Source organism: Streptomyces sp. NPDC111516 (assembly GCF_055635345.1).
Genome location: NZ_JBVKBV010000018.1, coordinates 52342 through 78636 on the forward strand (window position 1 = coordinate 52342; position 26295 = coordinate 78636).

The 26295-nt window shown below is 70.7% G+C and carries 20 protein-coding genes; 11 read left to right on the top strand and 9 right to left on the bottom strand.

Annotation, left to right across the window (positions count from 1 at the left end):
* The first annotated feature begins 47 nt into the window (after positions 1 to 47).
* On the top strand, positions 48 to 977 hold the full coding sequence (locus tag ACZ7L9_RS27745; RefSeq protein ID WP_471419305.1) for a TIGR03619 family F420-dependent LLM class oxidoreductase: 930 nt from the start codon (positions 48 to 50) through the stop codon (positions 975 to 977).
* A 29-nt stretch (positions 978 to 1006) separates the two neighbouring features.
* On the opposite strand, the gene ACZ7L9_RS27750 is transcribed toward ACZ7L9_RS27745, so the two are convergent.
* Both ACZ7L9_RS27750 and ACZ7L9_RS27755 read right to left on the bottom strand, forming a co-directional pair.
* Complete coding sequence (locus tag ACZ7L9_RS27750) at positions 1007 to 1456, bottom strand: hypothetical protein (RefSeq protein ID WP_471419307.1); 450 nt, start codon at positions 1454 to 1456, stop codon at positions 1007 to 1009.
* 205 nt (positions 1457 to 1661) lie between these two features.
* On the bottom strand, positions 1662 to 1817 hold the full coding sequence (locus ACZ7L9_RS27755) for a hypothetical protein (RefSeq protein ID WP_389991637.1): 156 nt from the start codon (positions 1815 to 1817) through the stop codon (positions 1662 to 1664).
* A gap of 145 nt (positions 1818 to 1962) precedes the next feature.
* Between ACZ7L9_RS27755 and ACZ7L9_RS27760 the strand changes: the two genes are divergently transcribed.
* The gene (locus ACZ7L9_RS27760) at positions 1963 to 3498 is read left to right on the top strand and encodes a glutamate synthase subunit beta (protein ID WP_471419309.1); all 1536 of its coding nucleotides are present in this window, start codon (positions 1963 to 1965) and stop codon (positions 3496 to 3498) included.
* 69 nt (positions 3499 to 3567) lie between these two features.
* On the opposite strand, the gene ACZ7L9_RS27765 is transcribed toward ACZ7L9_RS27760, so the two are convergent.
* Entirely contained in the window at positions 3568 to 4788 is a 1221-nt protein-coding gene (locus tag ACZ7L9_RS27765) for a cysteine desulfurase-like protein (RefSeq protein WP_471419311.1), read from the bottom strand.
* A gap of 263 nt (positions 4789 to 5051) precedes the next feature.
* On the opposite strand from ACZ7L9_RS27765, the gene ACZ7L9_RS27770 reads away from it, so the two are divergent.
* Positions 5052 to 6263, top strand: a complete 1212-nt coding sequence (locus ACZ7L9_RS27770; RefSeq protein WP_471419313.1) for an FUSC family protein — start codon at positions 5052 to 5054, stop codon at positions 6261 to 6263.
* A gap of 21 nt (positions 6264 to 6284) precedes the next feature.
* Here ACZ7L9_RS27770 and ACZ7L9_RS27775 read toward each other — a convergent pair whose 3' ends face one another.
* Positions 6285 to 7460, bottom strand: coding sequence for a PP2C family protein-serine/threonine phosphatase (locus tag ACZ7L9_RS27775; protein WP_471419315.1), 1176 nt, complete (start codon positions 7458 to 7460; stop codon positions 6285 to 6287).
* Between the two features lie 219 nt (positions 7461 to 7679).
* Between ACZ7L9_RS27775 and ACZ7L9_RS27780 the strand changes: the two genes are divergently transcribed.
* A complete protein-coding gene (locus ACZ7L9_RS27780; protein ID WP_471419317.1) occupies positions 7680 to 8687 on the top strand; it encodes an alpha/beta fold hydrolase in 1008 nt (335 codons plus the stop codon).
* A gap of 271 nt (positions 8688 to 8958) precedes the next feature.
* On the opposite strand, the gene ACZ7L9_RS27785 is transcribed toward ACZ7L9_RS27780, so the two are convergent.
* Complete coding sequence (locus ACZ7L9_RS27785; protein ID WP_471419319.1) at positions 8959 to 10770, bottom strand: hypothetical protein; 1812 nt, start codon at positions 10768 to 10770, stop codon at positions 8959 to 8961.
* Between the two features lie 232 nt (positions 10771 to 11002).
* Here ACZ7L9_RS27785 and ACZ7L9_RS27790 point away from each other — a divergent pair, with 232 nt between their 5' ends.
* The 7 genes from ACZ7L9_RS27790 to ACZ7L9_RS27820 all read left to right on the top strand — a co-directional run bounded on the left by ACZ7L9_RS27790 (position 11003) and on the right by ACZ7L9_RS27820 (position 19935).
* Positions 11003 to 12385, top strand: coding sequence for an extracellular solute-binding protein (locus tag ACZ7L9_RS27790; protein WP_471419320.1), 1383 nt, complete (start codon positions 11003 to 11005; stop codon positions 12383 to 12385).
* A 93-nt stretch (positions 12386 to 12478) separates the two neighbouring features.
* Positions 12479 to 13507: a carbohydrate ABC transporter permease gene (locus ACZ7L9_RS27795; RefSeq protein WP_471419322.1), complete on the top strand. Its 1029-nt coding sequence runs from the start codon at positions 12479 to 12481 to the stop codon at positions 13505 to 13507.
* Positions 13507 to 14433: a carbohydrate ABC transporter permease gene (locus ACZ7L9_RS27800; protein WP_471419324.1), complete on the top strand. Its 927-nt coding sequence runs from the start codon at positions 13507 to 13509 to the stop codon at positions 14431 to 14433. Before ACZ7L9_RS27795 ends, ACZ7L9_RS27800 begins: the two co-directional genes overlap by 1 nt.
* A 171-nt stretch (positions 14434 to 14604) precedes the next feature.
* A complete protein-coding gene (locus ACZ7L9_RS27805; protein ID WP_471419326.1) occupies positions 14605 to 17400 on the top strand; it encodes a hypothetical protein in 2796 nt (931 codons plus the stop codon).
* Between the two features lie 100 nt (positions 17401 to 17500).
* Positions 17501 to 18475, top strand: coding sequence for an acetylxylan esterase (locus ACZ7L9_RS27810; protein WP_471419473.1), 975 nt, complete (start codon positions 17501 to 17503; stop codon positions 18473 to 18475).
* Positions 18476 to 18589: 114 nt separating this feature from the next.
* Entirely contained in the window at positions 18590 to 19300 is a 711-nt protein-coding gene (locus tag ACZ7L9_RS27815; protein WP_471419328.1) for a hypothetical protein, read from the top strand.
* Positions 19297 to 19935 carry a hypothetical protein gene (locus tag ACZ7L9_RS27820; RefSeq protein WP_471419330.1) on the top strand — a complete coding sequence of 213 codons (639 nt, stop codon included), beginning with the start codon at positions 19297 to 19299 and terminating at the stop codon, positions 19933 to 19935. Before ACZ7L9_RS27815 ends, ACZ7L9_RS27820 begins: the two co-directional genes overlap by 4 nt.
* A gap of 12 nt (positions 19936 to 19947) precedes the next feature.
* Here the strand turns inward: ACZ7L9_RS27820 and ACZ7L9_RS27825 are convergent, their stop codons facing one another.
* From ACZ7L9_RS27825 to ACZ7L9_RS27840, 4 genes are all read right to left on the bottom strand, one after another.
* Positions 19948 to 21645 carry a serine/threonine-protein kinase gene (locus ACZ7L9_RS27825; protein ID WP_471419332.1) on the bottom strand — a complete coding sequence of 566 codons (1698 nt, stop codon included), beginning with the start codon at positions 21643 to 21645 and terminating at the stop codon, positions 19948 to 19950.
* A 117-nt stretch (positions 21646 to 21762) separates the two neighbouring features.
* Positions 21763 to 24774 (bottom strand): alpha-mannosidase, encoded by a 3012-nt coding sequence (locus ACZ7L9_RS27830; protein ID WP_471419334.1) that lies wholly within the window; start codon positions 24772 to 24774, stop codon positions 21763 to 21765.
* Positions 24767 to 25099: a hypothetical protein gene (locus tag ACZ7L9_RS27835; protein WP_471419336.1), complete on the bottom strand. Its 333-nt coding sequence runs from the start codon at positions 25097 to 25099 to the stop codon at positions 24767 to 24769. Before ACZ7L9_RS27835 ends, ACZ7L9_RS27830 begins: the two co-directional genes overlap by 8 nt.
* Positions 25096 to 26205 (bottom strand): Gfo/Idh/MocA family protein, encoded by a 1110-nt coding sequence (locus ACZ7L9_RS27840; protein WP_471419338.1) that lies wholly within the window; start codon positions 26203 to 26205, stop codon positions 25096 to 25098. Before ACZ7L9_RS27840 ends, ACZ7L9_RS27835 begins: the two co-directional genes overlap by 4 nt.
* Positions 26206 to 26295: the final 90 nt, after the last annotated feature.

Below are 26295 nucleotides of genomic sequence, written 5' to 3' on the forward strand. Positions count from 1 at the left end.
AGTGTTCTGAGGCAGTTGTTCCGCAGCAACCATGAAGGAGTGCGTCCATGCCGATCTCTCTCGGTCTCGGTCTCCCCCAGATGAAGCAGTACGACATCGGCCGCGATGTGGCCTCCGTGGCCCGCGCGGCGGAGGAGACCGGATACGCGAGCCTGTGGGTTTTCGAGCGTGTCCTGTTTCCCGAGCCGGCCACCCAGGGGCTGTACGGCGTACGGGGGCTGCCGTGGCCCGATCAGTACCGCAGCGTCGCCGACCCGTTGGTCACGCTCGCACTGGCCGCCGCGGCCACCGGCCGGGCGCGGCTGGGCACCAGCGTCCTGGTCGCGCCGTTGCACGTACCGTTCCAGCTTGCCCGGTCGCTCGCCTCGCTGGACGTCGCGAGCGGTGGACGAGTGATCGCGGGCCTCGGCACGGGATGGTCCCTCGACGAGTACGCGGCCGCTTCCGTCGCGCCTTTCGAGAGGCGCGGCGCGGTCCTGGACGAGCTGCTGGACGTGTGCGCGGCCGTCTGGGGCCCGGACCCCGTCTCGTACGAGGGCGAGCTGACCACCATTGCCCCGTCCGAGGTCGGCCCGAAGCCGGTGCGCCCCATCCCGGTCTACCTGCCCGCGAACAGCACACGCGCCACCCGCCGTCTGGTGGACCGGGCGGACGGCTGGATGCCGGTGGCCGTCGGCGCCGCCCAGCTGACCGAGCAGTGGCAGCGGGTACGGGACGTGGCTGCCGAGCGTGGCCGGGAGCGTCCGATCGACGTCTGCGCCCGCGCCAACGCACGGTACAGCGCCAAGCCGTTCGAGGGTGCGGACCGCCGGCCCTTCCACGGGAGCGTGGCGCAGATCGTCGAGGACCTGGTGGCACACGCCGCAACGGGCGTACCGGAGATCCTGCTGGACCTCCAGGGCACGACGCGCGACGCCGCGGAGCTGATCGACGTGGCGACCGAGGTGTACGAGACGGCGCGGGCTGCGGGCGTCTGACGAGGGCGCGACGGCAGCCCGGCGCGCGGTCAGTGCCGGGCACCGCCCTCCTTGCCCCGCCGGATCCAGTGGGCCCGGCGCTGGTAGCGGGCGACGGGCGGGGTGACCGGGGGAGTGGGCGACGGCCCGGGCTCGTCGACGGGCGCGGTCTCGGCGGCCGCGAGTGCGGCCGGCGCGGGCGTGCCGCTGGGCGGGCGGAGCCCCTCCGCCGAGTACCGCGTCGTCGCGATGCTCTCCACGAGCTGCTCTTCGGTGAAGCTCTCCGAGCCGGGCACATGAGGAACGAAGCCGATGAGGACCCCGTCGCTGACGATCTCCGCGTCGAGACCGGAGGCCCCGTCCACGTCCCACAGCGCCTCGATCCCCTCGTCGAGGACGACCCGGATCCCGAACTCGTAGACACCCGCCTCCACGACATGCGCCATCACGCGACGGTCGCGAAGCGCCGACACCAACCGGTCGGCACGGTCCGAATCCATACCGGGCGGACCTCCTTCGACTACGGACATGCGTACCGACTACGGACATGCGTACGGACGCGCGTGCGAACCCCAGGGGGTATGCCCGTCGTGCCGGCCCACCGGGTGCGGCCTTCCCGGAGGCGCCTGACGCAGCGGCTGTACGTGTGGAGCTCTCTCCGGAACGAACCCGCAAGGAGCCGCCACCGTACAGCTGCCGCCTCTTTCAGCTCTCGGCATCCTCCGCTCGGCGCTCACCCTCGGCCTGCGACGGCTGGGTCCGCATCGTGGCGGGGTGCCGCTCCTCGGCCGGATTCATGTCCTCGTCCAGCCGCTCGCCCTCTGCCTGCGACGGCGTCGGGTACTCGTCGTACTCGCTCATGGCCGCCTCCGTGGTCGGAACGCGTGCCTACAAAATCGAGCGTATCGCGTCGTCCGGCCGGTGGCCCGGCCAGGAACGAGGGGTGACCGCGGGCGTAGTCTGGCCGTAACGCCTGTGCACCGCGAGTCAGCGACGGAGGCGCCGCATGACCGACCCCCACGGCTTCCTCAGGACCCCCCGCCGGCCCGTTCCGGCGCGCCCGGTCCAGGAACGGCTGAGCGACTGGAACGAGGTCTACGCGGGGCAGGCCCGGCTTCCGCTCGTGTCCCAGCAGGCAGGGCGGTGCATGGACTGCGGCATACCGTTCTGTCACAGCGGCTGCCCGCTGGGAAATCTCATCCCCGAGTGGAACGCGTACGCGAGGAAGGGCGACTGGTGGGCAGCGGCCGAGCGGCTGCACGCGACGAACAACTTCCCGGAGTTCACCGGGCGGTTGTGCCCGGCGCCGTGTGAGGACGCCTGCGTGCTCACCATCAACGCCGATCCGGTGACGATCAAGAATGTCGAGCAGACGATCGCCGACGAGAGCTGGGCGCGCGGGTACACCACGCCGCAGCCGCCCGAGCGGCTCAGCGGGAAGACCGTCGCCGTCATCGGTTCGGGACCGGCGGGACTGGCGGCAGCGCAGCAACTGACCCGCGCCGGACACACCGTCGCCGTCTACGAGCGCGCCGACCGCATCGGCGGACTGCTGCGCTACGGCATCCCCGCTTTCAAGATGGAGAAGTGCCTCCTCGACCGCCGCCTCGAGCAGATGCGGGCGGAGGGCACCAAGTTCCGTACGGGCGTGGACGTCGGAGGCGATCTCGACGCCGCGGAGCTCGCGGACCGGTACGACGCGCTCGTCATAGCCGTCGGCGCCACCGGTCAACGGGAGCTGCCCGTCCCGGGCCGCGAGCTGTACGGCATCCACCAGGCCATGGAGTACCTGACCCTGGCCAACCGGGCGGTGGAGGGCGACCGCGACGTGCCGGCCGTCACCGCCGAGGGCAGACAGGTGGTGATCATCGGCGGCGGAGACACCGGATCGGACTGTCTGGGCACCGTCCTGCGCCAGGGAGCAGCCTCCGCCGTACAGCTCGACATCAACCCGGAGCCGGGTGCCGCCCGACGGGACACCGAGCCCTGGCCCGTGTACCCGAAGGTCTATCGGATATCCCACGCTCACGAGGAGGCCCGGGGGCGGGACGGCGCGGATCCGAGACTGTTCTCCTCCGCCACCCTCCGCTTCGAAGGCGACCGGACCGGCCATGTGCGCGCGCTGCGCCTGGCCGAAGTGGAGCCCGTGGGCAGAAGGCCGCGGCTGGAGACGGAGCAGGTGCTGCCGGCAGATCTTGTCCTGCTCGCCCTCGGCTTCTTCGGTCCCGAACGCGACACCGGACTCATGCGGCAGCTCGGACTCACGCTGGACGACCGGGGAAACTTCGCCCGGGATGTCACCTTTGCCGCTGAAACAGCTGAAACAGCTGAAGGGGCGGTCTCGGAGGGCTCGGACGAGCGGGCGGCCCGCGCCAGGAACGGCGGGGTCTTCATCGCCGGTGACGCGGGACGCGGCCAGTCCCTCGTGGTGTGGGCCATTGCGGAGGGGCGGTCCGTCGCGGCCGCGACGGACCGCTATCTGAGCGGCTCCACGGTGCTGCCCGCACCCCTCGCCCCCTACGACCGCCCCCTGCTCGCCTGAACGTCTCCGCCACCGCGTCGACCAGCGTGTTTCGCAGCGGGACCGGGGGCCAGCCACGGTGCGGCCGGGTCAGCCGTCGGCGGGCGCGGTGCCGAGGAGGTCGGAGAGGGTGTCCAACAGGCGGTCGACGTCCTCTTCGCTGCTGTAGGGCGCCAGGCCGATCCGCAGTCCGCCCACCTCCCCGAGTCCGAGCCTGCGGGAGGCCTCCAGCGCGTAGAAGGATCCGGCCGGGGCGTCGATGTCCCGCTCCGCCAAGTACTGGGAGGCGGCGGTGGCGCTGTGGCCGGCCAGGGTCAGCAGCAGGGTGGGGGTGCGGTGCGCGGCCCGGGAGTGCACGGTGATGCCACCGAGGCCGGCCAGTCCCTTTTCGATACGGGCCCGCAGGGCGTCCTCATGGGCCTCGATCGCCGCGAAGGCGGCGAGCAACCGTTCCCGCCGGGTGCCGGCGATCCCGGGGGCCAGCGTGGCGAGGAAGTCCACCGCCGCAGCGGCCCCGGCCAGCAGTTCGTACGGCAGGGTGCCCAGTTCGAAGCGCTCGGGAGCCGCGTCGGTGGAGGGCAGCAGCTTGTCCGGCCGCAGCGTCTCCAGCAACTCGGGACGGCTCGCCAGCACGCCCAGGTGGGGGCCGAGGAATTTGTAGGGCGAGCAGACCAGGAAGTCGGCTCCGAGACCGCGCAGGTCGACGGCGGCGTGCGAGGCGTAGTGCACCGCGTCGACGTGCAACAGGGCCCCTGCCCGGTGCACCACGTCGGCGACGGCGGGAATGTCCGGGCGCGTACCGATGAGGTTGGACGCCGCGGTCACGGCGACCAGGCGGGTGCGCGCGGAGAGCACGGCGGCGATGTCATCGGCCGTCAGTTCACCGGTGGCCGGGTCGAACTCCGCCCAGCGGACCGTGGCGCCCACGGCCTCGGCCGCCTGGATCCAGGGGCGGATGTTGGAGTCGTGGTCGAGGCTGCTGACGACCACCTCGTCGCCCGGGCCCCAGTTCTTCGCCAGGGTGCGGGACAGATCGTAGGCGAGCTGGGTGGAGCTGCGGCCGAACACGATGCCCCGCGGATCGGCACCCAGCAGGTCGGCCAGCGCGCGGCGGGCGCGGATCACGACCGCCTCCGCGTTGCGCTCGCCCTCGGTGGTACGTCCCCGGTTGGCGAGCGGGTTGGCCAGTGCGTCCGCGATGGCGTCGATCACCGGTTGCGGTGTCTGGGTGCCGCCGGGGGCGTCGAACCGGGCGGAGCCCGACTTGAGGGCGGGGATCTGGGCGCGGACAGCGTCGACGTCGAAGGTCATGCGTGCTCCAGGAGGCGAGAGGACGAGACGGGTGCCACCGTACGGGGGTTCCCAGGAGCCCCGCCGGGCGCGGGCTGCCTTGGACCGACCGGTCTTGGCCGGGCGCGGCGGACTCGCCGCTGCCTGGCAGGGAGCGCGCGCCCGGCTGCGCCGTCGCCCGTGCCGTTCGACGTCGGCGCATCCGACGCGTACGGGCACGGCCGTACGGTGGGGTTCGGTGCGCCGAGGCGGTGTGACGGCGTGCGGGCGGGCATGGGACAGAGATGCCAGCAGTATCCGTATCCGAGCCCGTGATCAAGCTAGTCCGGCGCACGACCGAACCCGTCGGGGCGCAGACCCTGCGTTCCACGGCGGCCGCCGTCATCGCCTACGTCGTGGCGGTGTGGACCCTGTCGAATCCGGCACCGCTCACGGCACCGCTCACCGCGCTCCTCGTCGTACAGGTCACCCTCTACGCGACCCTCACCACCGGGATCCGCCGGGTGAACTCGGTCGTTGTCGGGGTGCTCATCGCCACCGCGCTCAGCGCCCTGGTCGGCCTCAGCTGGTGGAGCCTCGGGCTGACGATCTTCGCCTCGCTGATCATCGGGCGGCTGGTGCGGGTCGACGAGTTCGTACCCGAGGTGGCGATCAGCGCGATGCTCGTCCTGGGCGTCTCGCAGGTCGCGTACACCGCATGGGACCGCGTGCTGGAGACCCTGATCGGGGCGGGCGTGGGACTGCTGTTCAACCTGCTCTTCGCGCCACCGGTGTGGGTACAGCCCGCGGGCGCCTCCATCGACAACCTGGCCCGGGCGATGGGACGCATGTTCCGTGCCATGGGGGAGGACGTCGGGGGTCACATCTCGTTCCAGCGGGCGGCCGACCGGCTCCACGAGGCCCGCCGGCTGGACCACGACATCGTGGAGGTCGACGCCTCGCTGCGGCAGGCCGAGGAAGGCCTCACGCTCAATCCGCGCGTCCGGCAGGGACTGCTGTACCGGGTCGTGCTGCGCACCGGTCTGGACACCCTGGAGATCTGCGCCGTGGTGTTGCGGGTGCTGTCCCGCACCCTGACCGACCTGGCCAGGGCCCGTACCGAGGAGACGCTGTTCCCCGCCGATGTGGCCGCCTCCCTGAGGGAGCTGTTCGGACAGATGGCCGGAGCCATCGAGAGTTTCTCGGAGCTGATCACCACTCCGCTCGCGGAGAACGCCGAGGAGGCGGAGGACCGGCTCGCCCGCGCACTCGCCGTCAGCCGCACGACCCGGGACCGGGTGGCGGACCTGCTTCTTGAGGCCGTTCAGGAACACCCCGGACAGTGGCAGTTGCACGGAGCCCTGCTTGCCGAAGTGGACCGGATTCTGGACGAGCTCGACATCGACAAGCGTACGGAACGCCTGGGCAAGGAGCTCGACCGACGTGCGGCTCACGTGCACGAACGCCACCCCTGGTTGCGTGCCGTATCGCGTCGGCTGCGAGGCAGCCAGAACTGAGGCGGCACGGGTCGGCGGAGGTCACCGAGGTGCCATCACGCGGAGGCCGTCACCCGATGGCGGTCCCCCCGGAGCCGGGAGCCGTTCGATGGCGACCAGAGCCGCGTCGTCGCCCAGGCGGCCGCCGACGTGGTGGACGAGATCGGCACAGAGCGACTTCAGCAGGGGTTCCGGGGCCTGACCGCACCAGGACGCGGCCCGTTCCCGGAGCGGATAGAAGACCCCCGACCGGTCCCGGGACTCGATGACACCGTCCGTGTACAGAAGCAGGGTGTCGCCGACACCGAAGGTGAACGTCTCCGCCGTGTGTTCGGTGACCAGCAGGTGCGCCAGACCGAGCGGCGGGGCGGGCACCCGCACGTGCAGCGGGATCGCCTCGCCCGCGCGCAGCAGCAGCGGCGGTGGATGACCGCAGCTGACGAGGTGGAGCTCGGCGGCGGTATCAGGGATGTCGAGAACGGCCGCGGTGACGAAGGACTCCGCGAGATCCTCGTCGTCGCCCCCGTCCCCGAGGTCGTGGACGGCGAAGCTCTGGTCCGGTGCGACGCTCACCTCCAGATGCGCCACCAGATCCGGCAGTTGCGACTCCTGGCGGGACAGAGCGTGGAAGGCACCCAGCACGCTTGCTGCCTCACCGATCGCGGACAGCCCCTTGCCACGTACATCACCGATGATCAGCCGGGTGCCGTCGCTGGTGCGGGCGGCCGCGTAGAGATCGCCCCCGATCTGCGCCTCCGCCTCCGCGGCCAGATAGACCGAGGCGATGCGCAGTGGACCACTTCGTGCGGGCAACGGCCGCAGCACCACACGCTGCGCCGCCTCGGCCACCGAACGCAGCTGCGTCACCGCCTGCTCGTTCCGTTCTCTCAGGTGGGCGAAGAAGGTGACGAAGGCAGAGATGAGGACGAGCGCGACGATCTGGTAGATGTGGTTGAGGTCGCCGAGAGCGTCGCGCTCGACGGCCACGAGGGTCTGGGCCAGCACGGCGACAGCACCGACGAACGCCGTCATGTGCGGCCCGGTGAACGAGGCGGCCACCGCGGGTGCCGCCACCAGGAACGGGCCGAGATGGACATCCGGCGGCGAGACCAGGTCCACCACCGTGACGAGGGCGATCAGCGCGAACGGCACCGCCACGAGTGAGTTCCTGCGCTGTCCGGACTCGCGGAACGATTGCAGGAATCGCCGGGAAGCCATGCTTCCGGAATACCTCACCCGGTCCGCCGACGCTCCTCGTGCGACGGGTACCACGGCGTACGAGGAGCGGCAGGGCCCAACCGCATCGTCACTCTGCGTCGTTCATATCTCACTCGAACGTCGGCGGTCTTCACTCCCCTGCTTCTCGTGTCGCGCTGTTCCGGCCGGGCCTGGCGACGCTGAGCCCAACCAACCGTTCCACGACGAAGAGAGAACAGCATGACCGTCTCAACCCTCCTCGCCCCGCGGAGACGGATACGCGGGCGTCGCGCGCAGACCCTCGCCGCAGCGCTCACCACGGCCGCCCTTGCCGCGGCCCCCGTACCCGCCGTCGCAGCCGACGGCGGGGGCGATCCGGCCGGCGCCAAGCCCACGGTGGTGCTGGTACACGGCGCGTTCGCCGATGCCTCGGGCTGGAACGGCGTGGTGGAACGTCTGAAACGTGCCGGGTACCAGGTCTCGGTCCCGGCCAATCCGCTGCGCGGGCTCGCCGGTGACTCCGCGCACATTGCCGACGTCCTGAAGGGCATCAGGGGCCCGATCGTGCTGGCCGGGCATTCCTACGGCGGTGCGGTGATCGGCAGCGCCGCCGCCGGGAACCCGAACGTCAAGTCGCTGGTGTACGTGTCCGCGTTCATGCCGGACAAGGGGGAGAGGCTGGCGGATCTGGGCGCGAAGTTCGCCGGCAGCGATCTGAACACGGCCCTGAAGCCGGTGCCGTTCCTGGGCCCCGGCGGCAAGGAGGGCACCGACCTGTACATCCGGCCCGAGAAGTTCCACGACGTCTTCGCGGCGGACGTGCCGTCGGACACCGCGGCCGCGCTGGCCGCCGCCCAACGCCCCATCAACGGAGCCGCGTTCATGGACAAGGCGACTGCGGCGGCCTGGCGGACCATCCCGTCCTGGGCGCTGGTCGCCACCCGCGACAAGGCCATCGCCCCGGACCTCGAACGCTTCGAGGCCAAGCGCGCCAAATCGCACACCATCGAGGTCGACTCCTCCCACGCCGCGATGATCTCGCACCCCGACGTCGTCGCCGATCTGATCAGACAGGCCGCCGGAGACCGGACACCGGCGAAGTCGGGCATGGCCTCGATGGGCACCAGCGCCCTGGTCCTGGCCGGTCTCGGCGGACTCGCGGGCGTGAGCATCCTGACCGGCGCGGGCATCATGGCGGCGGTCCGCAGGCGCCGCGCCACCGACAGCGGAAGCGGCACGGCCATCTGACACGAATCCGCCACGGTCGGGGGCGCGACGCCTGGCACGGCACCTCGCGGTGTTGTCGAAACGGCCGGATGGCTTCGCCGTCAGGACGTCACCGATCAGTGTGTTGTGCAAGACGAGGGTGCCGGCTGCCGCACACACCTGACGGTGGGTGCGGCAGCCCCGGAAGAGGAGTCGGCGCTCGGCCCGACAGGGAGTGCGGCGACCGCGCCGGCCCCCCCTGCCGGGAGAGTCCCGCTCCGGCCCCGGACCGGAGCGGCACTCTCCGGCGGGCCTACCGAACCAGCCGGGACTCCGACAGACGGGGCGAGGGCGCTGCCGCGCCGTCCAGCGTCGCGCAGTACAGCGCGGCGTGCTCCTCGCGGGACACCACCGACCGGCCGCCGCGCAGTGTGAGGCGGTGCCCCCGTGGGGTCGTCCAGCGCACCTCGGCGCAGTCGTCGACCCTCTCCACCTCGGGTTCCGGCGCCGGATCCACGCCCCGCTCCGTACCGGCCGGGACGAGGGACAGCGAACCCGCCGCGAACGTGTCGCCGAGCGTCGCCCAGTCCAGCTCGACCGGGGTCGCGCTCTCGAAGAGGACGACCTCGATCCGTACCCCGTCGGCGAGCGGAACCAGCCGGACCGTCGGTGTGCGGCCGCCGAATCCGCCCCCGGCCAGCCTGAAGCCCAGCCGTGCCGTACCCAGGTCGAGATCGACCCCGCCGTCGACCGCGGACGTCTCCGCCACGGGCGGCGCCCCGACCGCGTCGACCACCAGGCGCAGCGATCGCGCGCGGAACGTGTCACCCGGTTCGATCATGTCGAGGTGGTGGTGCCGGTCGCCCGCCGGGCACGCGAAGCCTGTCAGCCAGGCCACGTGCGGGCCGCTCTGCACGGTGGACAGGACACCCGACGCGAAGTCGAAGTCCTCCGCGCCGTCGTCCTTGACCAGATGGACGTGCAGATGCCCGGAGGTTCCGTCGGGGCGTACCCAGTGGCCGAACAGCGGACGCCGCTGCAGCCAGGTGTCCTGGTGGTTGACGCTGCCCAGCGTGGTGACCGCGTCCAGCCAGGTGGTTCCCGTCTCCGGGGACGGGCTCTCGGCGAAGAGCTCCCGGTGCTCGTGCTCACCCTCCAGCTCCAGTAGCCGCGGCAACGCCCAGTCGGGCATCCGGTAGTCCACGCAGGCATGGACACCGATCGACATCTCTCCCCCGACCGGGCCGATCTCCGGGGTGCCCAGCACCCCCCGTACCGCCTTCACCAGGAACGGTGGCACGTCCAGATCGTTGCTGTAGCAGCGGGCCATGGGGCCGGAGAGCTGACGGGTCGGCGGATGCCAGCGGGCCAGGAAGTGCAGCCAGAGCCGGTCGTGCAGCCGGTCGTTGAGCTCCAGCACCTCGTCGTCCCGGACGTGCTCCCTGATCAGGGTCAGCGTCTGGAACACGACACCCCAGTAGGCCGGGCTGTTGAACTCGGTGAAGCTGCCGGTGCTGTCGATCGCCTCGCACAACCGCACCATACGGTCCTTGCCGTACGCGAACAGCGCCTCGTCGTCGAGGAGTCTCCCGGCGGAAAGCGTGACGAAGGTGCCCATCACGGCGACATTGGTGTACGTCATGTGGACGTTCCGGCGGACGATCGACGCCGCCGCGTGCCGTACCGACTCCCGGAGTTCATGCAGCACCTCGGGTGGCAGACGGTCGCCGTGCCGGGCGTGTATCAACAGCAGATGGATGCCGAGGAAGTCCGCCCAGTTCCAGTCGGCCGGGTCCATCTCCGCCGCCGGCTCCTCGGCGTAGTAGCCCCAGATGCCGTAGGTGGGGCTCTCCGTGGACCGGTCCTGGAGCCCCGCGACCCGCAGGATCGCGTCGTGGGCGCGCTCGGCGTCGCCGGCGCCGCCCCGTTCCAGCAGGAGCAGCGCGTACTGCAGGGAGTTGTGGGTGGGGTGTGCGAGACCGCCCTTGATGTGGGTGTGGATGGGGTTGTACGGGGCTTCGACCTGCAGCAGGTTCGCCTCGGGGTCCCAGCGGCGGTCACCCTCGGACAGGGCTGCTCGCAGCAGGGCACGGTCGTACTCGGCGACCGACCAGGCAGGGTGCACGGGATGTCCTCCAGCTCGCGATCGTCGGACCCGACGATCTCCGGCAATGCTTGGGAAACGTTTTCCAGAGGCTAGGCCGACGTCAACCCTCCGGCAAGGGGTATACGGCGAACCTCCGGGTCGGAAGTCCGTCCCTGACCCATTGACGCAGCGATATCGGGCGGTGCAAGGTGACCCCGGCTGGAAAACGCTTTCCAGTCAAGTTCCGGTCTGCCCTTGAATGGAGTCCCCGATGAGACCCTCCCTGCGCATCGCCCTGACGGGCGTCACCGCGGGTGCGCTCGTCTGCGTGCTTGCCTCGTGTTCCGGTTCCGGCAGTGACACCGCCGGGGACGGTGCGGTGACCATCACGGTCTCCGGGCGCCCGCCGGCCACCAGCGCGGCCGCGCTCAAGATCTTCAACGCGCGGGTGGCGGAGTTCGAGAAGGCCAATCCCAAGATCAAGATCAAGACGAACGAGTACCAGTACGACCAGCAGAGCTTCCAGACCAAGGTGGGCGGCGGCAGCCTGGAGACGGTCGTCCGGGTGCCGTTGACCGAGATGTCTGGCCTGATCAAGCGCAAGCAGATCGCCGATCTCACTGCGGACTTCAAGGGGCTGAAGCACAGCGAGGACTTCAACCAGGTGGTGCTCGGCGCCACGAAGGGCCTGGACGGCAAGATCTATGGCATACCCACCGAGGAGTACGCGCTCGGACTGGTCTACAACCGGGATCTCTTCAAGAAGGCCGGACTCGACCCCGACAAGCCGCCGACCACCTGGCCCGAGGTCCGTGCCGCGGCCAAGGCGATCTCCGAGAAGACCGATGCCACCGGCTATGCCCAGATGACCAAGGAGAACGCCGGCGGCTGGATGCTCACCGCCATGGCCTACTCCTTCGGCGACAACATGCAGGAGGAGTCCGGCGGCAAGTGGGCCAACACCTTCGACCGGTCCGGGAGCGGCGCCGAGAAGTCCCTGAAGGCGCTCAAGGAGATGCGCTGGACGGATCAGTCGATGGGCAAGAACCAGCTGCGCAGCATCACCGACATGGAGAAGGACTTCTCCGCCGGAAAGATCGGCATGACGATCGCCGGGCCCAGCATCATCAGCCACTACGTCCTGCAGTACAAGGGCGACCCGGAGACCATCGGGCTCTCAGCCATGCCCACGGACGGCAGCAGCAGGCGGACCCTGGCCGGCGGCGCCGTCGCCGTGGTCAGCCCCAGGGCCACCCGGCAACAGCGTGAGGCCGCGGCGAAGTTCATCGACTTCTACTACCTCGCCCCCAAGTACGACGTCGCGCTCGGCGAGAAGGACGCGGCGTCCATGAAGAAGGACGGCGCCGTCGTCGGTGCGCCGACCGTCCCGTTCTACAAGCCGGTCATCGCCGCCCCGGTCCAGGCCGCGATCGACAAGCTGGCCAACGTGCCCGTCGCGCACTTCGCCCCGTACACCAAGGCGCTGGGCGAGTACGAGCTGGCCATCGAGCCGCCCGTCGAGGCGCAGAACGTCTACAAGGCCCTCGACAGCGCCGTGCAGGCCGTACTGACACGCCAGGACGCCGACCCGGCCGAGCAGCTGAAGAAGGCCGCCGCGCAGGTCAAGTCCCAGGTGGAGCGCGCGCAGAACTAGTACCCCTCCCGGCAAGCTTTGCCGGTCACGGCACCGGAGCGTGTCCGGCACATCAGGCATGAGCACAGCACGAAGAGAGGCGAGGAGACGTCAATGAGCAGGTCACACGCGCCTGCGGCGCCCGCCGGGAACCGCACCCAGAAGAACCGGACGCAGAAGCGTTCCGCCGACCCCTCCGCGGTCCGGCCGCGGACAGTGGACGGGCCACCGCGCACCGCCTCCCCGCGGCGCGGCGGCCCGGCGGAGCGCTTCGTCCGCTGGGTCAGGCAAGGAGGTGTCACCACCATCCTGTTCGGCCTGCCGATGGTGCTGTGCTTCGCCTACTTCTCCTGGTGGCCGATCGTCCAGAGTGTGCAGCTCAGCTTCCAGCAGACCAATCTGGTCGGCCCCGCCACCTGGGTGGGCCTGGACAACTTCCAGCATGTGCTGGACGACCCGCTGCTGTGGACGGCCGTCGAGAACACCGGGCTGTTCGCGTTGCTCGCCCTGGTGATCGGCTTCCCGGTACCACTCTTCCTCGCCGTGCTCATCGCCGAACTGCGGCGCGGCGGCACGCTGTTCCGTATCCTTGCCTACCTTCCGGTGGCGATTCCCCCGGTCGTGTCCGTCCTGCTCTGGAAGGTGTTCTACGACCCGGACGCCGGCCTGTTCAACCAACTGCTGGCCCATGTGGGCCTCGGCCCGTACCCCTGGCTGCAGTCCACCGACACCGCCATGCTGTCGATCGTCCTGGAAGCCACCTGGGCGGGCTTCGGCTCCACGGTGATCATCTATCTGGCGGCGCTCGGCTCCGTACCGGCCGAACTGTACGAGGCCGCCGAGATCGACGCGGCGGGCATCTGGCGCCGGGTCTGGCACATCACGCTGCCGTCGCTGCGCGGGGTCATCCTGATCATGCTGCTGCTCCAGATCATCGGCACCCTGCAGGTCTTCACCGAACCCTTCGTGATGACGGACGGCGGCCCGGAGGACTCCACCCTCACCGTCCTGATGCTGATCTACAACTACGCCTTCCAGAACGGTGACTTCGGAGCCGCGACCGCGCTCAGCGTGATGCTGGCCCTCGTGCTCGGCGTGCTCTCGGCGATCTATCTGCGGGCGACGAGGAACTGGAGCAACTGATGGCCGTACAGATCCCCCTTCGCAGCCGCCGCAGGAACTCCGCCGAGGACAGCGGACGCGGACTCATATCCAACGCCGACCGGCGGCGGACCTCCGTACGATTCTCGCTCCGTTCCGTGCAGACCCTCTCGCTCCTGCTGCTGCTCGCCTTCGGCGCCGCACCCCTCTACTGGACGTTCAAGGGCGCCGTCTCACCGACCCGGGAGCTGCTGCGCGATCCGCTGGCGCTCTGGCCCGACCACGCGCAATGGGACAACCTCTCCCGCGCCTGGAACGAACTCCAGGTCGGCCAGTACCTCTGGAACACCGTGGTGCTGGTCACCGGCTCGGTCGTCGCACACCTCGTCGTCGCCACCACCGGCGGCTACGTCCTGTCCGTGCTGTGTCCCAAGTGGGCGGCGCCAGTGCGGTGGATGGTGCTCGCCACCCTCTTCATCCCGGGCTCCATCTCCCTGGTCGCGCTCTACCTCACCGTGCTCGACCTGCCGGGCCTCGGCATCTCGCTCGCCAACAGCCCGTGGGGCGTCTGGCTGCCGCACGCCGCCGGCGCCTTCACCGTGCTGATCGTGATGAAATTCTTCGACGGCATCCCGCGCGAACTCTTCGAGGCCGCCAAGGTCGACGGAGCGGGCCCGTTCATCATCTTCCGCCGGATCGTGCTGCCCATGTCGCGGCCGATCCTCGCGGTGGTGACCCTGCTGACGGTCATGAACTCCTGGAAGGACTTCCTCTGGCCCCTGATCGTCATCCCGGACACCGAGAAGCAGCCCATCTCCGCCGCTCTGCCGCGCCTCGCGGAAACCGCGGAACAGTCGCTGCTCATCGCCGGGATGCTGCTCGCCATCCTGCCGCCGCTCGTGCTGTTCCTGGTCTTCCAGCGGCAGATCGTACGCGGCGGGGGAGGCTTCACCGGCCTCAAGGGATGAGTTCCACCCCGGGCACACGCGCGGACCCGGTCCGCGCGGCCGACGGCGGCAGCGGTGCGCGCCGACGGCAAACGGGCCGGTGTGCTCCGCCGGGGTACAGCCCGACGGAGCACACCACCACCCGGGAACCACCGATACGCACCGCGCCGATCCGATCGAGAGGATGCCTCGATGGAACAGAACGGCACGATCCGGCCAGGTCCACTGGTTCCGGCCAGAGTAGCGGGCCGCTCCAGACGTCCCGCCGTATGGGGCGGCGCCGCCGCCCTGCTCGGCTGTCTGCTGGTGGCAGCGCCCCTGCCCGGCACGGCCCCGGCCGCCCACGCGGCCGGCACCCTCACCGTCACCTCGCCCGACCTGATCTTCGTCAAGGGGCAGGCGGAGATCACCCTGGCCTCCGACGAGGCCTCGGTGGCCTGGAAGGCCATCGACGACCAGGGCCTGACCGTCGCGTCGGGCACCGCACCGGTCTCGGGCGGCACGGCCACCGTCGACGTCACCAAGCTCGGCAGCGGCTACTACACGCTCACCGCGACCGCGGGCGCCACCACCCGTACCGCCAATTTCGGCGTACTGAACGCGCTGGCCGGCCACGAGCAGAAGGACACCCGTTTCGGCACCGGCATCCACTACGGATGGAACGACGGCGACGACCAGAAGCTGCTGCGTTCGGTCAAGCTGATGGGCATGCACGGGATACGCTCCGACATCAACTGGAGTGCCATCGAGAAGACTGCCGGCGAGTACACCTGGAGCGGCTACTCCACCGACCAGCACATCCCTTACGCCAAGACGCAGGGGCTGACCGCCCTGCCCATCTCCGCCTACCGGAACCCCCTGTACGACAGTAACCGGACACCGGCGTCCGACGTGGCGCTGGAGGCCTACGGCAAGTACACCGCCGCCGTTGTGGAGAAGTACCAGCAGTCCACGAAGGAGGTCGAGATCTACAACGAGTACAACTCGACCGGCTTCAACAACGGCACCTGCGGCATCACCGCCGACTGCTACCTCAAGCTGCTCAAGGCGAGCTTCGGCAAGGTGCACGCCAAGGTGCCGGACGCCACCGTCGTGGGCGGCGGCCTGGCCGGTCTCCAGACCGACTGGCTGAAGCGGCTGTACGCGATCGGTGGCCTGGACCACATGGACGCGCTCAGCGTCCACGAATACGGCTACCCGAGGCCGCCCGAGGAAGCCCTGGCGAAGCTGCCGCAGGTGCGTGCCGATCTGGACGCGGCGGGCGGCAAGAACTTCCCGCTGTGGATCACGGAGAACGGCTACCCCACCCACAGCGACGGCGTCACCCCGGCCGTGCAGGCCGAGTACCTGCCGCGTGCCCAGATCTTCTCGTTCGCCTCGGGTGTCAACCGCTACTACTGGTACGACCTCACCAACGACGGCACCGACGCCACCAACAAGGAACACAACTTCGGTGGATTCAAGCGCCCCACCGCCGACGTCAAGGCCTGGCAGCCCAAGCCGTCCGTCATCACCGAGGGCGTCCTGATCCGCCAGATCGCGGGCCGTGCCTACACCGGCCGTGACGACGCCGGTTCCGACGCCGTCCGCTCGTACCGCTTCGGCACCGGCGCCGACACCGTCCGGGCGCTGTACACGACCGCGACGACACCCGGAACCGTGGAGCTCTCGGCCGCCGGCCCCCTCACCGTCACCGACCAGCTGGGCCACGCGAAGACCTACACCCCGGCCGGCGGCAAGGTGCAGCTCGGTGTCGACGGAAAGGTGCTGTACGTCAAGGGCGCGGTGACCGCCGTCAAGGCCGTGACCGCTCCCGTCTTCTCCCTCGCACTGCCGAAGCGCTCCAACACGGAGGAGACCGTCGGCGCGGTGCTCCAGGTGGACCGCACCAAAGGGCACACTCCGATGCCGCCGCGCGTCGACTTCCGGATCGCCGGGGCCGAGTACCGGTTGATCGCGCGGCCCGGCAAGGTCACCCGCAAGACGGTGGAACTGCCCACCTCGTCCCTGACCGGGGCTCGTTCGGTCAGTGGCACGGTCGGAGCGGGACCGCTGACCCTCGGCCGGATCACCTCCGACACCGAGGTGGTGCCCCCGACCGAGGTCACCTTCGACCCGGTGGTGAAGAAGGCGGCGCCGTTCGCCGCCGGACTCGAGGTCACCGTCACCAACAACCGTGCCCGCTCCGCGCTCGACCTCACCAAGCTGGAGTGGCAGGTGAACGAGGGCACCGCCTATCTGGACCGGGGCACCATCGACGGACCGATCAAGGTCGGCACCGAGTCCAGCACCTCGTACACCGTGGACGCGCGCAACATCAAGCCCTGGAACCGCTACTGGACGGCCGCCTACATCAGTACCCCCGACGGCACCAGGACCCCCGTGGGCACCTGGAACGGCTGGGGCGCCGTGCAGCCCGCCGGTACGGACACCGCCACGCCCATCGACATCGCCGCTCAGGGCAAGCTGTACTTCGCGGGCGGCTACCAGGGTGCGGCCGACCTCTCCGGCACCATCCGACCCCAGTACACCGACGCCGGACTCGTGCTGAAGGGCGAGATCACCGACAACGTCCTCGCCCAACCCGCCACCACCGCCGAGAACATGTGGCAGGGCGACAGCATCCAGTTCGCCGTCACCCCCCAACTGCCCGGCCGCAGTCGGCAGTACGTCGAGGTCGGCGCCTCGCTCGTGGGCGGCAGGCCGCAGGTCTACACCTGGCGGCCGCCGTCCGGCCAGACCGCCGGGCCGACCCCGGGTGCCACCGCCCAGATCACCCGCGACGGCACCACCACCCGCTATACGGTGACGGTGCCGTGGGCCTCGCTCGGCCTCAGCGGCAAGCCGACCGCGTCCATCGGACTCGGCATCGCCGTCAACGACTTCGACGACGACGGCCGGGGGCGCGGCTGGTCCGAGTGGGGTTCGGGCATCACCAACAACTCCAAGAGCGCCACCGGCCTGCGGGCCGTCCAACTGACCGACTGAACCCACCGATGAACGGGCGGGGCCGGGTGCACCTGACAGCACCCGGCCCCGCCGCTCCATGCGAGACCGTCACCTGGCACACCACGAGGAGAACAGCAACATGGCCCTGTTCGACCTGCCGCTCCACGAACTGCGCGACTACCGGCCGCGGATCGACGAACCCGACGACTTCGACGCCTTCTGGTCGAAGACCCTGGCCGAGACCCGCGCCCACGACCCCGCCGTCTCCTTCGAACCCGTCGACACGGGACTGACCGGCCTGCGCACCTGGGACACCACGTTCGCCGGCTTCGGCGGCCATCCGGTCAAGGGCTGGTTCAGCGCCCCCGCGCACGCCGATGGCCCGCTACCGCTCGTCGTCCAGTTCCACGGCTACAACGGAGGCCGCAGCCTCCCGCACTGCTGGGGCCTGTGGCCACTGGCGGGCTTCGCCCACTTCATCATGGACGTGCGCGGCCAGGGCAGCGGCGGCAACGTCGGTGACACACCCGACCCGGTCGGCTCCGGCCCCTCCCACGCCGGCTTCATGACCCGCGGCATCGAGGACCCGGAGAGCTACTACTACCGCCGGGTCTACGCCGATGCCGTGCGCGCCGTGGAAGCGGCCCGCTCCCATCCACTCGCCGATCCCACCCGCACGGTCGCGCTCGGCGGCAGCCAGGGCGGTGGCCTCACGCTCGCGGTCGGCGGACTGGTCCCCGACATGGCGGCCATCGCCACCGACGTCCCGTTCCTCTGCCACTTCGAGCGGGCCGTCACCCTCACCGACGCCGACCCGTACGCGGAGATAGCCCGCTACCTCAAGATGCACCGAGGCAAGCAGGAGACCGTTTTCCGTACCCTGTCGTACTTCGACGGGGTGTCATTCGCCGCGAGAGGCCGAGCACCCGCGCTGTTCTCCGTCGCCCTCATGGACCAGATCTGCCCGCCGTCCACGGTCTTCGCCGCCCACAACGCGTACCGCGGTGAGAAGAAGATCGAGGTCTACCCGTTCAACGGGCACGAAGGCGGTGCCATGTTCCAAGAGGCTGCTCAACTCCGCTGGGTGCCGAAGACCCTGGACAAGGCCGGCTGAGCCCCCGTCGCGGTCCGGCGGGTGGTGTGGATCACGGACAGACTGTGGACAGCACGTATATCGTCCCTCGGGGCACGTCATGGCCCCGCGACATGGCAGGGGCGAGGGCGGACAGTGCGGCAGAGAGCCTACGGGCAGGTGATGCGGGCCGTCGCCTGCGCGCTGATGGTGTGGCAGGTCTGGATGATGTGGTACATCGCCAGTCACGAGGCCTCCACCGTGCAATGGTCCTGTGACGGGACCGGAGGCTGTGCCAGCGACCAGTTCGCGTCGGCGGCCCCGATCGTCGGATTGGGCTCGGCCGTCGTCCTCGGTCTGCTCTCCGCCCGTTTCCTGCACCGTGCCGCGCCCGGGGCGATGGTCGCGCTCTGCGCCGTCGCCGCGGTCGCCGGCTGGTACGACGCGCTGGCGGAGAATCAGGTCGAGTACGGCACCACCACCTCCTTCCACATCTTCTTCCCGTTCGGTGAGTTCTCCGTCTCCGCCTGGCTCACCTTCCTGTGGTCCGTCGCGGGCGTGGGCTGCCTCGCCGCATGGTGGGGCGCGGCCGTCAGCCTGCGGCGCACCGCGGGGCTGCGCAGGCTCTCCCGCCGCTACACCACGGCCGACGCGGTGCTGAAGGGCTGGCGGTCGGTGGGCCGCAAGTACGGTGAGGTCACCGTGGTCTTCGACGACACGGCCGGGGTGCGCCACGAGGTCCCGGCCGTCGTGGAACGCGTCGCCCTCGAGCGGGACGTCCTCGCCCTGTACGACGCCGACCGCCCCGACGACCCGGACCGCACCAGGGTCGTCATTCCCCGACGCAAGGTGCTGCCCCTCACATGACCACGTCGGCATCCCGGTTCTCTTCCCTGCGCAGGTTCTTCACCCTGTTCAGCCTGGTGTCCGCGCTCGGCACCGGGCTCGCCCTCGCCGCGGTGGTCCAGGGCGCCGTGGACGGCCCCCGCTGGCTGCTGATGACCGGTCTTCCCGTGACGGCCCTGGCGCTGACGGCGTTCGGGAAGGTGGCCGAGGACTCGAGATCGGGCATCGCTCTCCCCGGGCTGCGCTCCGGCGGTCCGCGCGCCTTCGCTCCCGCCGTGGTCCACGGAGTGAAGGCCGTGAACAAGGCGAACGGCCGGCCGGCCGCCGACGGGCAGGCGGTGAACACCGTGTTCGCCTTCGACCTGACGGTGGTGCCGGACGATCTGCCCCCGTACCGGGTCGAGGTCCGTCACCCCCTCGACCTGCAAGGGCTGCTGCACAAATCCAAGGCGGTCGTCGAGTACGACCCCGAGCAGCCCTGGCGGGTCGTCATCCCCAACAACCCGCCGCGCGAGTGGCTGGCCCGCGCGAGCAGCCTCACCCCGCCGGCCGAGGCGAAGCGCCGCGTCGGGGGATTTCCGGCCGGTTTCCGGACGCTGGTGACGGGCGTGGTGTTCGCGGCCGTACTGCTGGTACTGGTCCGGCTGGCCGGCTGAGGCCGATTCGGCTCAGCCGTTGCGCGGATACTCCTTGAGCACTTTGCCGTTGATGTCGGCCCTCAGGTAGGCGCCACCGTACTCGTCGGAGACGTAGACGCTGAGGGTCGGCTGGTAGTCGTCGAACGGGGAGGCCGGATCGATGTTCACGTAGTGGCTGGTGGGTTCGGTGACGCCGAGCTTCTTGTCCGCCCGGCGCATCAGTCCCGGGAGCGCGTCCCAGTTGAACTTTTCGAGGTCCACCGCCTTGGCACCCGGCATGAGGGTGCCGCCCGCTCGCTCGCGGGTGGCTTCTCCGTTCTCGTACGCGTAGACGTCGTACAGGTTCTTGTTCTTCCTGACCGGGGCCTCGATCCGCGCGCGATCCTCGTACAGCGCGAACGAGGTGACCCGGCTGCCGCCCATCACCGGCTTGAGCGCGGCGATGACGGACCGTGCCCCGGCGGGCGTCAGCAGATCCTCGGTCCTCGCCCCGTTCGTCTTGTTCGCCTCCTCGGCCTTCTCCGTCCCGGAGGCCGACGGGCCGCTGGGGGAGCGATCCGAGGCGGAGGGCGTGCCGCCGGAGGCGTTCGTGTCGGGGGCGGGCAGCAGCGACCACACCAGGACACCGGTCAGGGCGGTGCCCGCCAGAGCCGTCGAGATCGCGAAGGCCCGGTTCCGTCGCACCCGGTGGCGGATTTCGCCCGAGCCCAGCGACCCGGGCCGCGGACGGTCGGGTGTGGCGACGGGACGACGGACGGGGGCGGTGGGCAGGACCGTGGTCGGAACGACCGGCGCGTGACCGGGCGCCACAGCGTCCTGCGGCGTCACCGGTTCGCGGCGCGGCGGGACGGCGTCCCGGGGAGGCTCGGGAGTCCGCGGCGCCCCGGTCGGCTCACCCACCGCCGCCAGCATCCGGTCCAGTTCCGCGGGCCCTGGTCTCGCCGTCGTATCGCGGGTCAGCAGTGCGGCCAGCACGGGGGCCAGCGGACCGGCCTGCCGGGGCGGCGGGATCTCCTCGTCGAGCACGGCCGCCAACGTCGCCAGCGTGGTCGCCCGGCGCAGCGGATGCACGCCCTCCACGGCCACGTACAGCATCATGCCGAGCGACCACAGGTCCGACGACGGATCGCCCTCCTCGCCGCGAATCCGTTCCGGCGCCATGTAGTCGGGGGAACCGATGATGGAGCCGGTCGCCGTCAGGCTGGTCGACTCACGGATCGCGGCTATGCCGAAGTCCGTGAGGACCGGGCTGCCGTCGGTCCGCAGCAATACGTTGGCGGGCTTGACGTCACGGTGGAGGATGCCGGCGGCATGGGCGGCACGCAGCGCGGACAGCACCCCGCGGCCGAGCTCGGCGGCCTCGACGGGGCTGAGCGTTCCCTCGGCGAGCCGCTCCGCGAGCGAGGCACCGGGCACCAGCTCCATCACGATCCACGGGTACGTGTGCTCGCCGCCGTCCACGATGTGGTGCACCGTGACGACACCCGGGTGGTCGAGCCGGGCCAACGCACGGGCCTCACGCAGCACCCGCTCGCGCAGCAGCCGGGCCGACTCCGGGTCGTTCTCGGCGAGCGCGGGGTCCGGGGGCCGTACTTCCTTGAGCGCCACATCGCGGTGCAGCGCGAGGTCGTGCGCCCGCCAGACCATTCCCATACCGCCGCTGCCGAGCCTGCTCACCAGCTCGAAACGGTTGTCGATCACACGGCGCACAGGCCCCCCAGCGTTCATGGAAGAGAGGGTACGGGGCGGGCGCGCAGCGGTGCGCACCTGCCCCGCACGCCTGAGAGCCTGCCGGGTGACCTCTGATCGGGCGGCCACGACGATCGAGGGCCACCCGACAGGCTCTCACGCGTCGTCGCTCGGCGTGAGCCGCAGTGTCACGATCTGGAACGGCCGCAGCCGCAGCCGCACCGCATCGCCCTCCACCTCGGCGGCCTCGTCGGCGAGCGGACGCTCCAGGAGGTCCGTGACGCTCGCCCCGGCCAACGCGAAGCCCGCCGTCAGACGTGCGAAGACACGTCCGCCGTGGGCCTCGTGGAGCCGGACCACCACATCCCCGCTGCCATCGTCCGCGAGCTTCACCGCCGTCACGACCACCGCGTCGTCGTCGACCGAGACCAGCGGTGCCACCGCGGCGCTCCCCGGCACCCGGCGCTCCGGGAGGCTGAACTGCCAGCCCTCACGCACCGCGTCACCGATCGTCGCCCCCGGCAGCAGCGCGTACCGCAGCCGGTGCACCCCCTGGTCGGTCGCCGGGTCCGGATAGCGGGGCGCCCGCAGCAGCGACAGCCGCACCGTGGTCGTGGTGGAACCGTCCTCCCGGACCGTACGGGTCACATCGTGCCCGTACGTCGAATCGTTGATCAGCGCCGCACCCCAGCCCGGCTCACCGACGTGCAGGAAGCGGTGGGCGCAGATCTCGAACTTCGCCGCGTCCCAGCTGGTGTTGGTGTGCGTCGGCCGCTGGATGTGCCCGAACTGGGTCTCCGCCGTGGAGTGATCGGCGCGCACATCGATCGGGAACGCCGCCTTGAGGAACTTCTCCTGCTCGTGCCAGTCGACCTCGGTGTCGATGTCCAGGCGCCGGGCCCCGGGCCGCAGCGTCAGCAGCTGGGTGACGCGGGACGACCCGAAGGTACGCACCACCTCGACGCCGTCACCGCTGCGTCGCACCACGTCCGCCTCGGCCAGATCGGTCACCGTGTTGCGGTAGAAGGCATCGACGTCCCAGGCGTCCCAGCGGTTGGGCAGATCCGGGTGGACCTGGAGCAGATTCGCCGCGCAGCCCGGGGCGACGGTCTCGCGGCCGGCCACCAGGTCGACGACCGAGACCACCAGACCCCGCGCGTCCACGGTCACCCGGAGCAGCCCGTTGTCCAGCCGGAAGCCACCGTCGTACGCCTCGGCCTCCACCGGCCGCTCCGGCTGCTCCGGCGCGAGCGCCGCGCCCCCCGCCGCCACACCCGCGCGGCCGTGCGGGGCGGAGTTGAAGACGACCGTGCCACCGTCGTCCGGCGCACCGGCCAGGGCCCGCTGCGCCGCGTCGATCACCCCTTCGAGCTCCTCGGCGATCCGGGCGTACGTCGCCTCCGCCTCACGGTGCACCCAGGCGATGGACGAACCCGGCAGGATGTCGTGGAACTGGTGCAGCAGCACGCTCTTCCAGATCCGGTCCAGCTCCTCGTGCGGATACGGGAGCCCGGTCCGCACCGCCGCGGTGGCCGCCCACAGCTCCGCCTCCCGCAGCAGATGCTCGCTGCGCCGGTTGCCCTGCTTGGTCCGCGCCTGGGAGGTGTACGTACCGCGGTGCAGCTCCAGATACAGCTCACCCAGCCACACCGGCGGCCGGTCGTACTCGGCCTCGGCGGCGGCGAAGAAGTCCGCGGGCCTCTCGACCGTCACCCGGGGCGAGCCCTCGAGATCCTTGAGCCGCTCGGCGCGCGCGAGCATCTCGCGGGTGGGGCCGCCGCCCCCGTCCCCCCAGCCGAACGGGACCAGCGAGCGCGTCGCGTGCCCCTTGTCCCGGAAGTTCCGCTCGGCGTGGGCGAGTTCCTCGCCGGACAGCTCCGCGACATAGGTGTCCACCGGCGGGAAGTGCGTGAACACCCGGGTGCCGTCCAGTCCCTCCCACAGGAAGGAGTGGTGCGGGAACGGGTTGGTGGTGTTCCACGAGATCTTCTGGGTGAGGAACCAGCGCGACCCGGAGAGCACCACCAACTGCGGCAGTGCCGCCGAGTAGCCGAACGAGTCGGGCAGCCACACCTCCTGGGTCTCGATCGCGAACTCCTCCAGGAAGAACCGCTTGCCGTACACGAACTGCCGGGCCAGCGCCTCCGACCCCGGCATGTTGGTGTCGGACTCCACCCACATCCCGCCCACCGGCACGAACTGTCCGGCCGCGGCCTTCTCCTTGACCCGCGCGTACAACGCCGGCTGATGCTCCCGCAGCCAGTCCAGCTGCTGGGCCTGCGACATCGCGAAGACGAACTCCGGATGGTCGTCCATCAGCGCGACCACGTTGGAGGTGGTGCGGGAGACCTTGCGCACCGTCTCCCGAAGCGGCCACAGCCACGCGGAGTCGATGTGCGCATGTCCCACCGCCGACAAACGGTGGGCGGAGGCGTGCGCGGGGGAGGAGAGCACGGGGCGCAGCCGCTGCCGGGCGGCGGCAGCGCTCGCGCCCACGGCGTCCAGGTCCAGTGCATCCAGGCAGCCTTCCACCGCGCGCAGAATCTCCCAGCGGCGGGCGGAGCCGAGCGGCAGCTGCCGCATCAGCTGGTCGAGCACCTCCAGGTCCTGGACCAGTTCCCAGACCTGCCGGTCGAAGACCGCGACGTCCATCCGCTCGACGCGGTACAGCGGTTCGCTGCCCGCGGTCTGCCGGTCGCCGAGCGCACTGACACCGTCCAGGATCTCCGGATTGGCGGCCGCCTCCAGGTAGTACGTGAACTCCTCGCCGCCCGCGACCGGTTCGCCGACGCGCAGCCAGGTGTTGCGCGGGTTGAGCGCCTTGACCACGCCACCGTCCGGCCGGTGGGCCAGCGCCTCGGCGGAGAACCCCGGCCGGTCCCGGGCAAAACCGAGGTCGATGACCGCTTCGACGGTCTCACCGGCCCAGTCGGCCGGGACGCGGCCGGTCACCCGGAACCAGCTGGTGCCCCAGGCCGGTCCCCAGTCGTCGCCGATGGCGCCGGGCTTGAAGGCGGCGGCCACCGCCTCGGCGAACGGCACCGGCTCGCCAGGGGCGTGCCAGACCTCGAATTCCAGGGGCGCCGTACGGGGATGGACGGCGGGGCGGATGCGCTCGCGCAGGGCGCGGTCGAGCCGTTCCTCGGTCAGTGTGCGGTCATCATGCATGAGTGAAAGGGCCCCTCTGAAGGAATGTGTGCGACGGGGTGGTGGCCACCGAGCACCCCGGCAGGAACCGCCGGGCGGGGATGTCGCCGGGCGGGACACGCAGCTCGGCGGTGAGGTCCGGATCGGCGCGGCGGTCGGCGCACACACCACCGCGCAGCCGCTCGAAGAGCGTGAGGAGCAGCCGGTCGGGCTTACAGATGAAGAAGGTGACGCGGGCGCCGTAGAGCGTGAACAGCGGTGCGGCGGCGGCCCATTCGCGTACGTGCCGGTCGTCGAAGGTGAGCAGCAGGGCACGGTCGACGTGGTGCTCCCCGCGGCCGGTCATCGCCCCGGCTCCTCGGGCACCCAGCCGGGCACGGAGCCGTGCAGTGCCGTATAGAACGGGTCGTCCGGCCCGATCTCACCGGCCAGGACGGGGCGTCCGGTGAGCGCCGCCTTGTACATCGAGGTGATCAGCTCCAGGGAACGGCGGCCGTCCCCGGCGCTCGCCCTGGGCCGTCGGCCCGCCCGCATGTCGGCCAGGAGCGAACGGAGCTGTGCGCCGTGCGAGCTGGGGACATCCTCGGCGGGGCAGGCCCAGTCGGCCGCCCGGCCGGGTTCGACACCCGGCGCCGGGGTGTAGGTCCAGTCGCCGTTGCCGTACCCGTACAGATGGTCGAGCTCGATCGTCGCGTCCCGCAGGTCGATCCGCAGATGGCTCAGCTGACGCGGCGAGAGGGCGCTGTTGACCACGGTCGCGAGGGCGCCCGAGGCGAAGCGGACGGTGGCGATGGTGACATCGTCGGTCTCGACATCGCGGGCCAGCCGGCCCGCCATGGCCCGGATCTCGGCCCAGTCCCCGAGCAGTTCCAGCAGCAGATCGATCTGGTGGATGCCGAGTCCCATGGCGGGGCCCGCGCCCTCGGTGGCCCACTTCCCGCGCCACGGGACCGCGTAGTAGGTGTCGTCGCGGTACCAGGTGGTCTGACAGTGGGCGACCAGCGGTGCTCCCAGTTCGCCGGAGGCGATGAGGGCCTTGGCGTGCTCGGCGCCCGATCCGAACCGGTGCTGGAAGACGATCGGGGCGTACGGGCCCCGCTCACCCTCGGCCGCGGTCATGGCGTCGTACTCGGCGAGACTCAGTGCGGGCGGCTTCTCGCACCACACCCAGGCTCCGGCCCCCAGGGCGGCGACGACCTGTTCGCGGTGGGCAACGGGCGGCGAGGCGATGACGACGAGATCGGCGCGCACCTCGCTCAGGGACGCGGCGAGATCGGTGGAGTGGTGGGGGAGCGCGAAGTCGGCGGCGAAGGAGCGGGCCGCGGTGGCATCGGCGTCGACGGCGCCGACCACCGAGAAGTCCGAGGCGAGTTCGAGGAACGCGGGCATATGGACGGCGCGGGCGATGTTGCCCGCGCCGACGAACAGGACACGGTAGGGAGTCGCAGTCACAGAGGGCCGTCCAGGCTGAGGGGCGAAGGGCCGCCAAGATGGGTAAGCGTTTTCCAGCAGGTCCCAGAAGTGCCCTCCCCGAAGGGAGGG

Bases quoted from the DNA above. Each gene is read 5' to 3' on its own strand.
- ACZ7L9_RS27745 (WP_471419305.1), top strand. From the start codon at position 48: ATGCCGATCTCTCTCGGTCTCGGTCTCCCCCAGATGAAGCAGTACGAC.
- ACZ7L9_RS27750 (WP_471419307.1), bottom strand. From the start codon at position 1,456: ATGGATTCGGACCGTGCCGACCGGTTGGTGTCGGCGCTTCGCGACCGT.
- ACZ7L9_RS27755 (WP_389991637.1), bottom strand. From the start codon at position 1,817: ATGAGCGAGTACGACGAGTACCCGACGCCGTCGCAGGCAGAGGGCGAG.
- ACZ7L9_RS27760 (WP_471419309.1), top strand. From the start codon at position 1,963: ATGACCGACCCCCACGGCTTCCTCAGGACCCCCCGCCGGCCCGTTCCG.
- ACZ7L9_RS27765 (WP_471419311.1), bottom strand. From the start codon at position 4,788: ATGACCTTCGACGTCGACGCTGTCCGCGCCCAGATCCCCGCCCTCAAG.
- ACZ7L9_RS27770 (WP_471419313.1), top strand. From the start codon at position 5,052: ATGCCAGCAGTATCCGTATCCGAGCCCGTGATCAAGCTAGTCCGGCGC.
- ACZ7L9_RS27775 (WP_471419315.1), bottom strand. From the start codon at position 7,460: ATGGCTTCCCGGCGATTCCTGCAATCGTTCCGCGAGTCCGGACAGCGC.
- ACZ7L9_RS27780 (WP_471419317.1), top strand. From the start codon at position 7,680: ATGACCGTCTCAACCCTCCTCGCCCCGCGGAGACGGATACGCGGGCGT.
- ACZ7L9_RS27790 (WP_471419320.1), top strand. From the start codon at position 11,003: ATGAGACCCTCCCTGCGCATCGCCCTGACGGGCGTCACCGCGGGTGCG.
- ACZ7L9_RS27795 (WP_471419322.1), top strand. From the start codon at position 12,479: ATGAGCAGGTCACACGCGCCTGCGGCGCCCGCCGGGAACCGCACCCAG.
- ACZ7L9_RS27800 (WP_471419324.1), top strand. From the start codon at position 13,507: ATGGCCGTACAGATCCCCCTTCGCAGCCGCCGCAGGAACTCCGCCGAG.
- ACZ7L9_RS27805 (WP_471419326.1), top strand. From the start codon at position 14,605: ATGGAACAGAACGGCACGATCCGGCCAGGTCCACTGGTTCCGGCCAGA.
- ACZ7L9_RS27810 (WP_471419473.1), top strand. From the start codon at position 17,501: ATGGCCCTGTTCGACCTGCCGCTCCACGAACTGCGCGACTACCGGCCG.
- ACZ7L9_RS27820 (WP_471419330.1), top strand. From the start codon at position 19,297: ATGACCACGTCGGCATCCCGGTTCTCTTCCCTGCGCAGGTTCTTCACC.
- ACZ7L9_RS27825 (WP_471419332.1), bottom strand. From the start codon at position 21,645: ATGAACGCTGGGGGGCCTGTGCGCCGTGTGATCGACAACCGTTTCGAG.
- ACZ7L9_RS27830 (WP_471419334.1), bottom strand. From the start codon at position 24,774: ATGCATGATGACCGCACACTGACCGAGGAACGGCTCGACCGCGCCCTG.
- ACZ7L9_RS27835 (WP_471419336.1), bottom strand. From the start codon at position 25,099: ATGACCGGCCGCGGGGAGCACCACGTCGACCGTGCCCTGCTGCTCACC.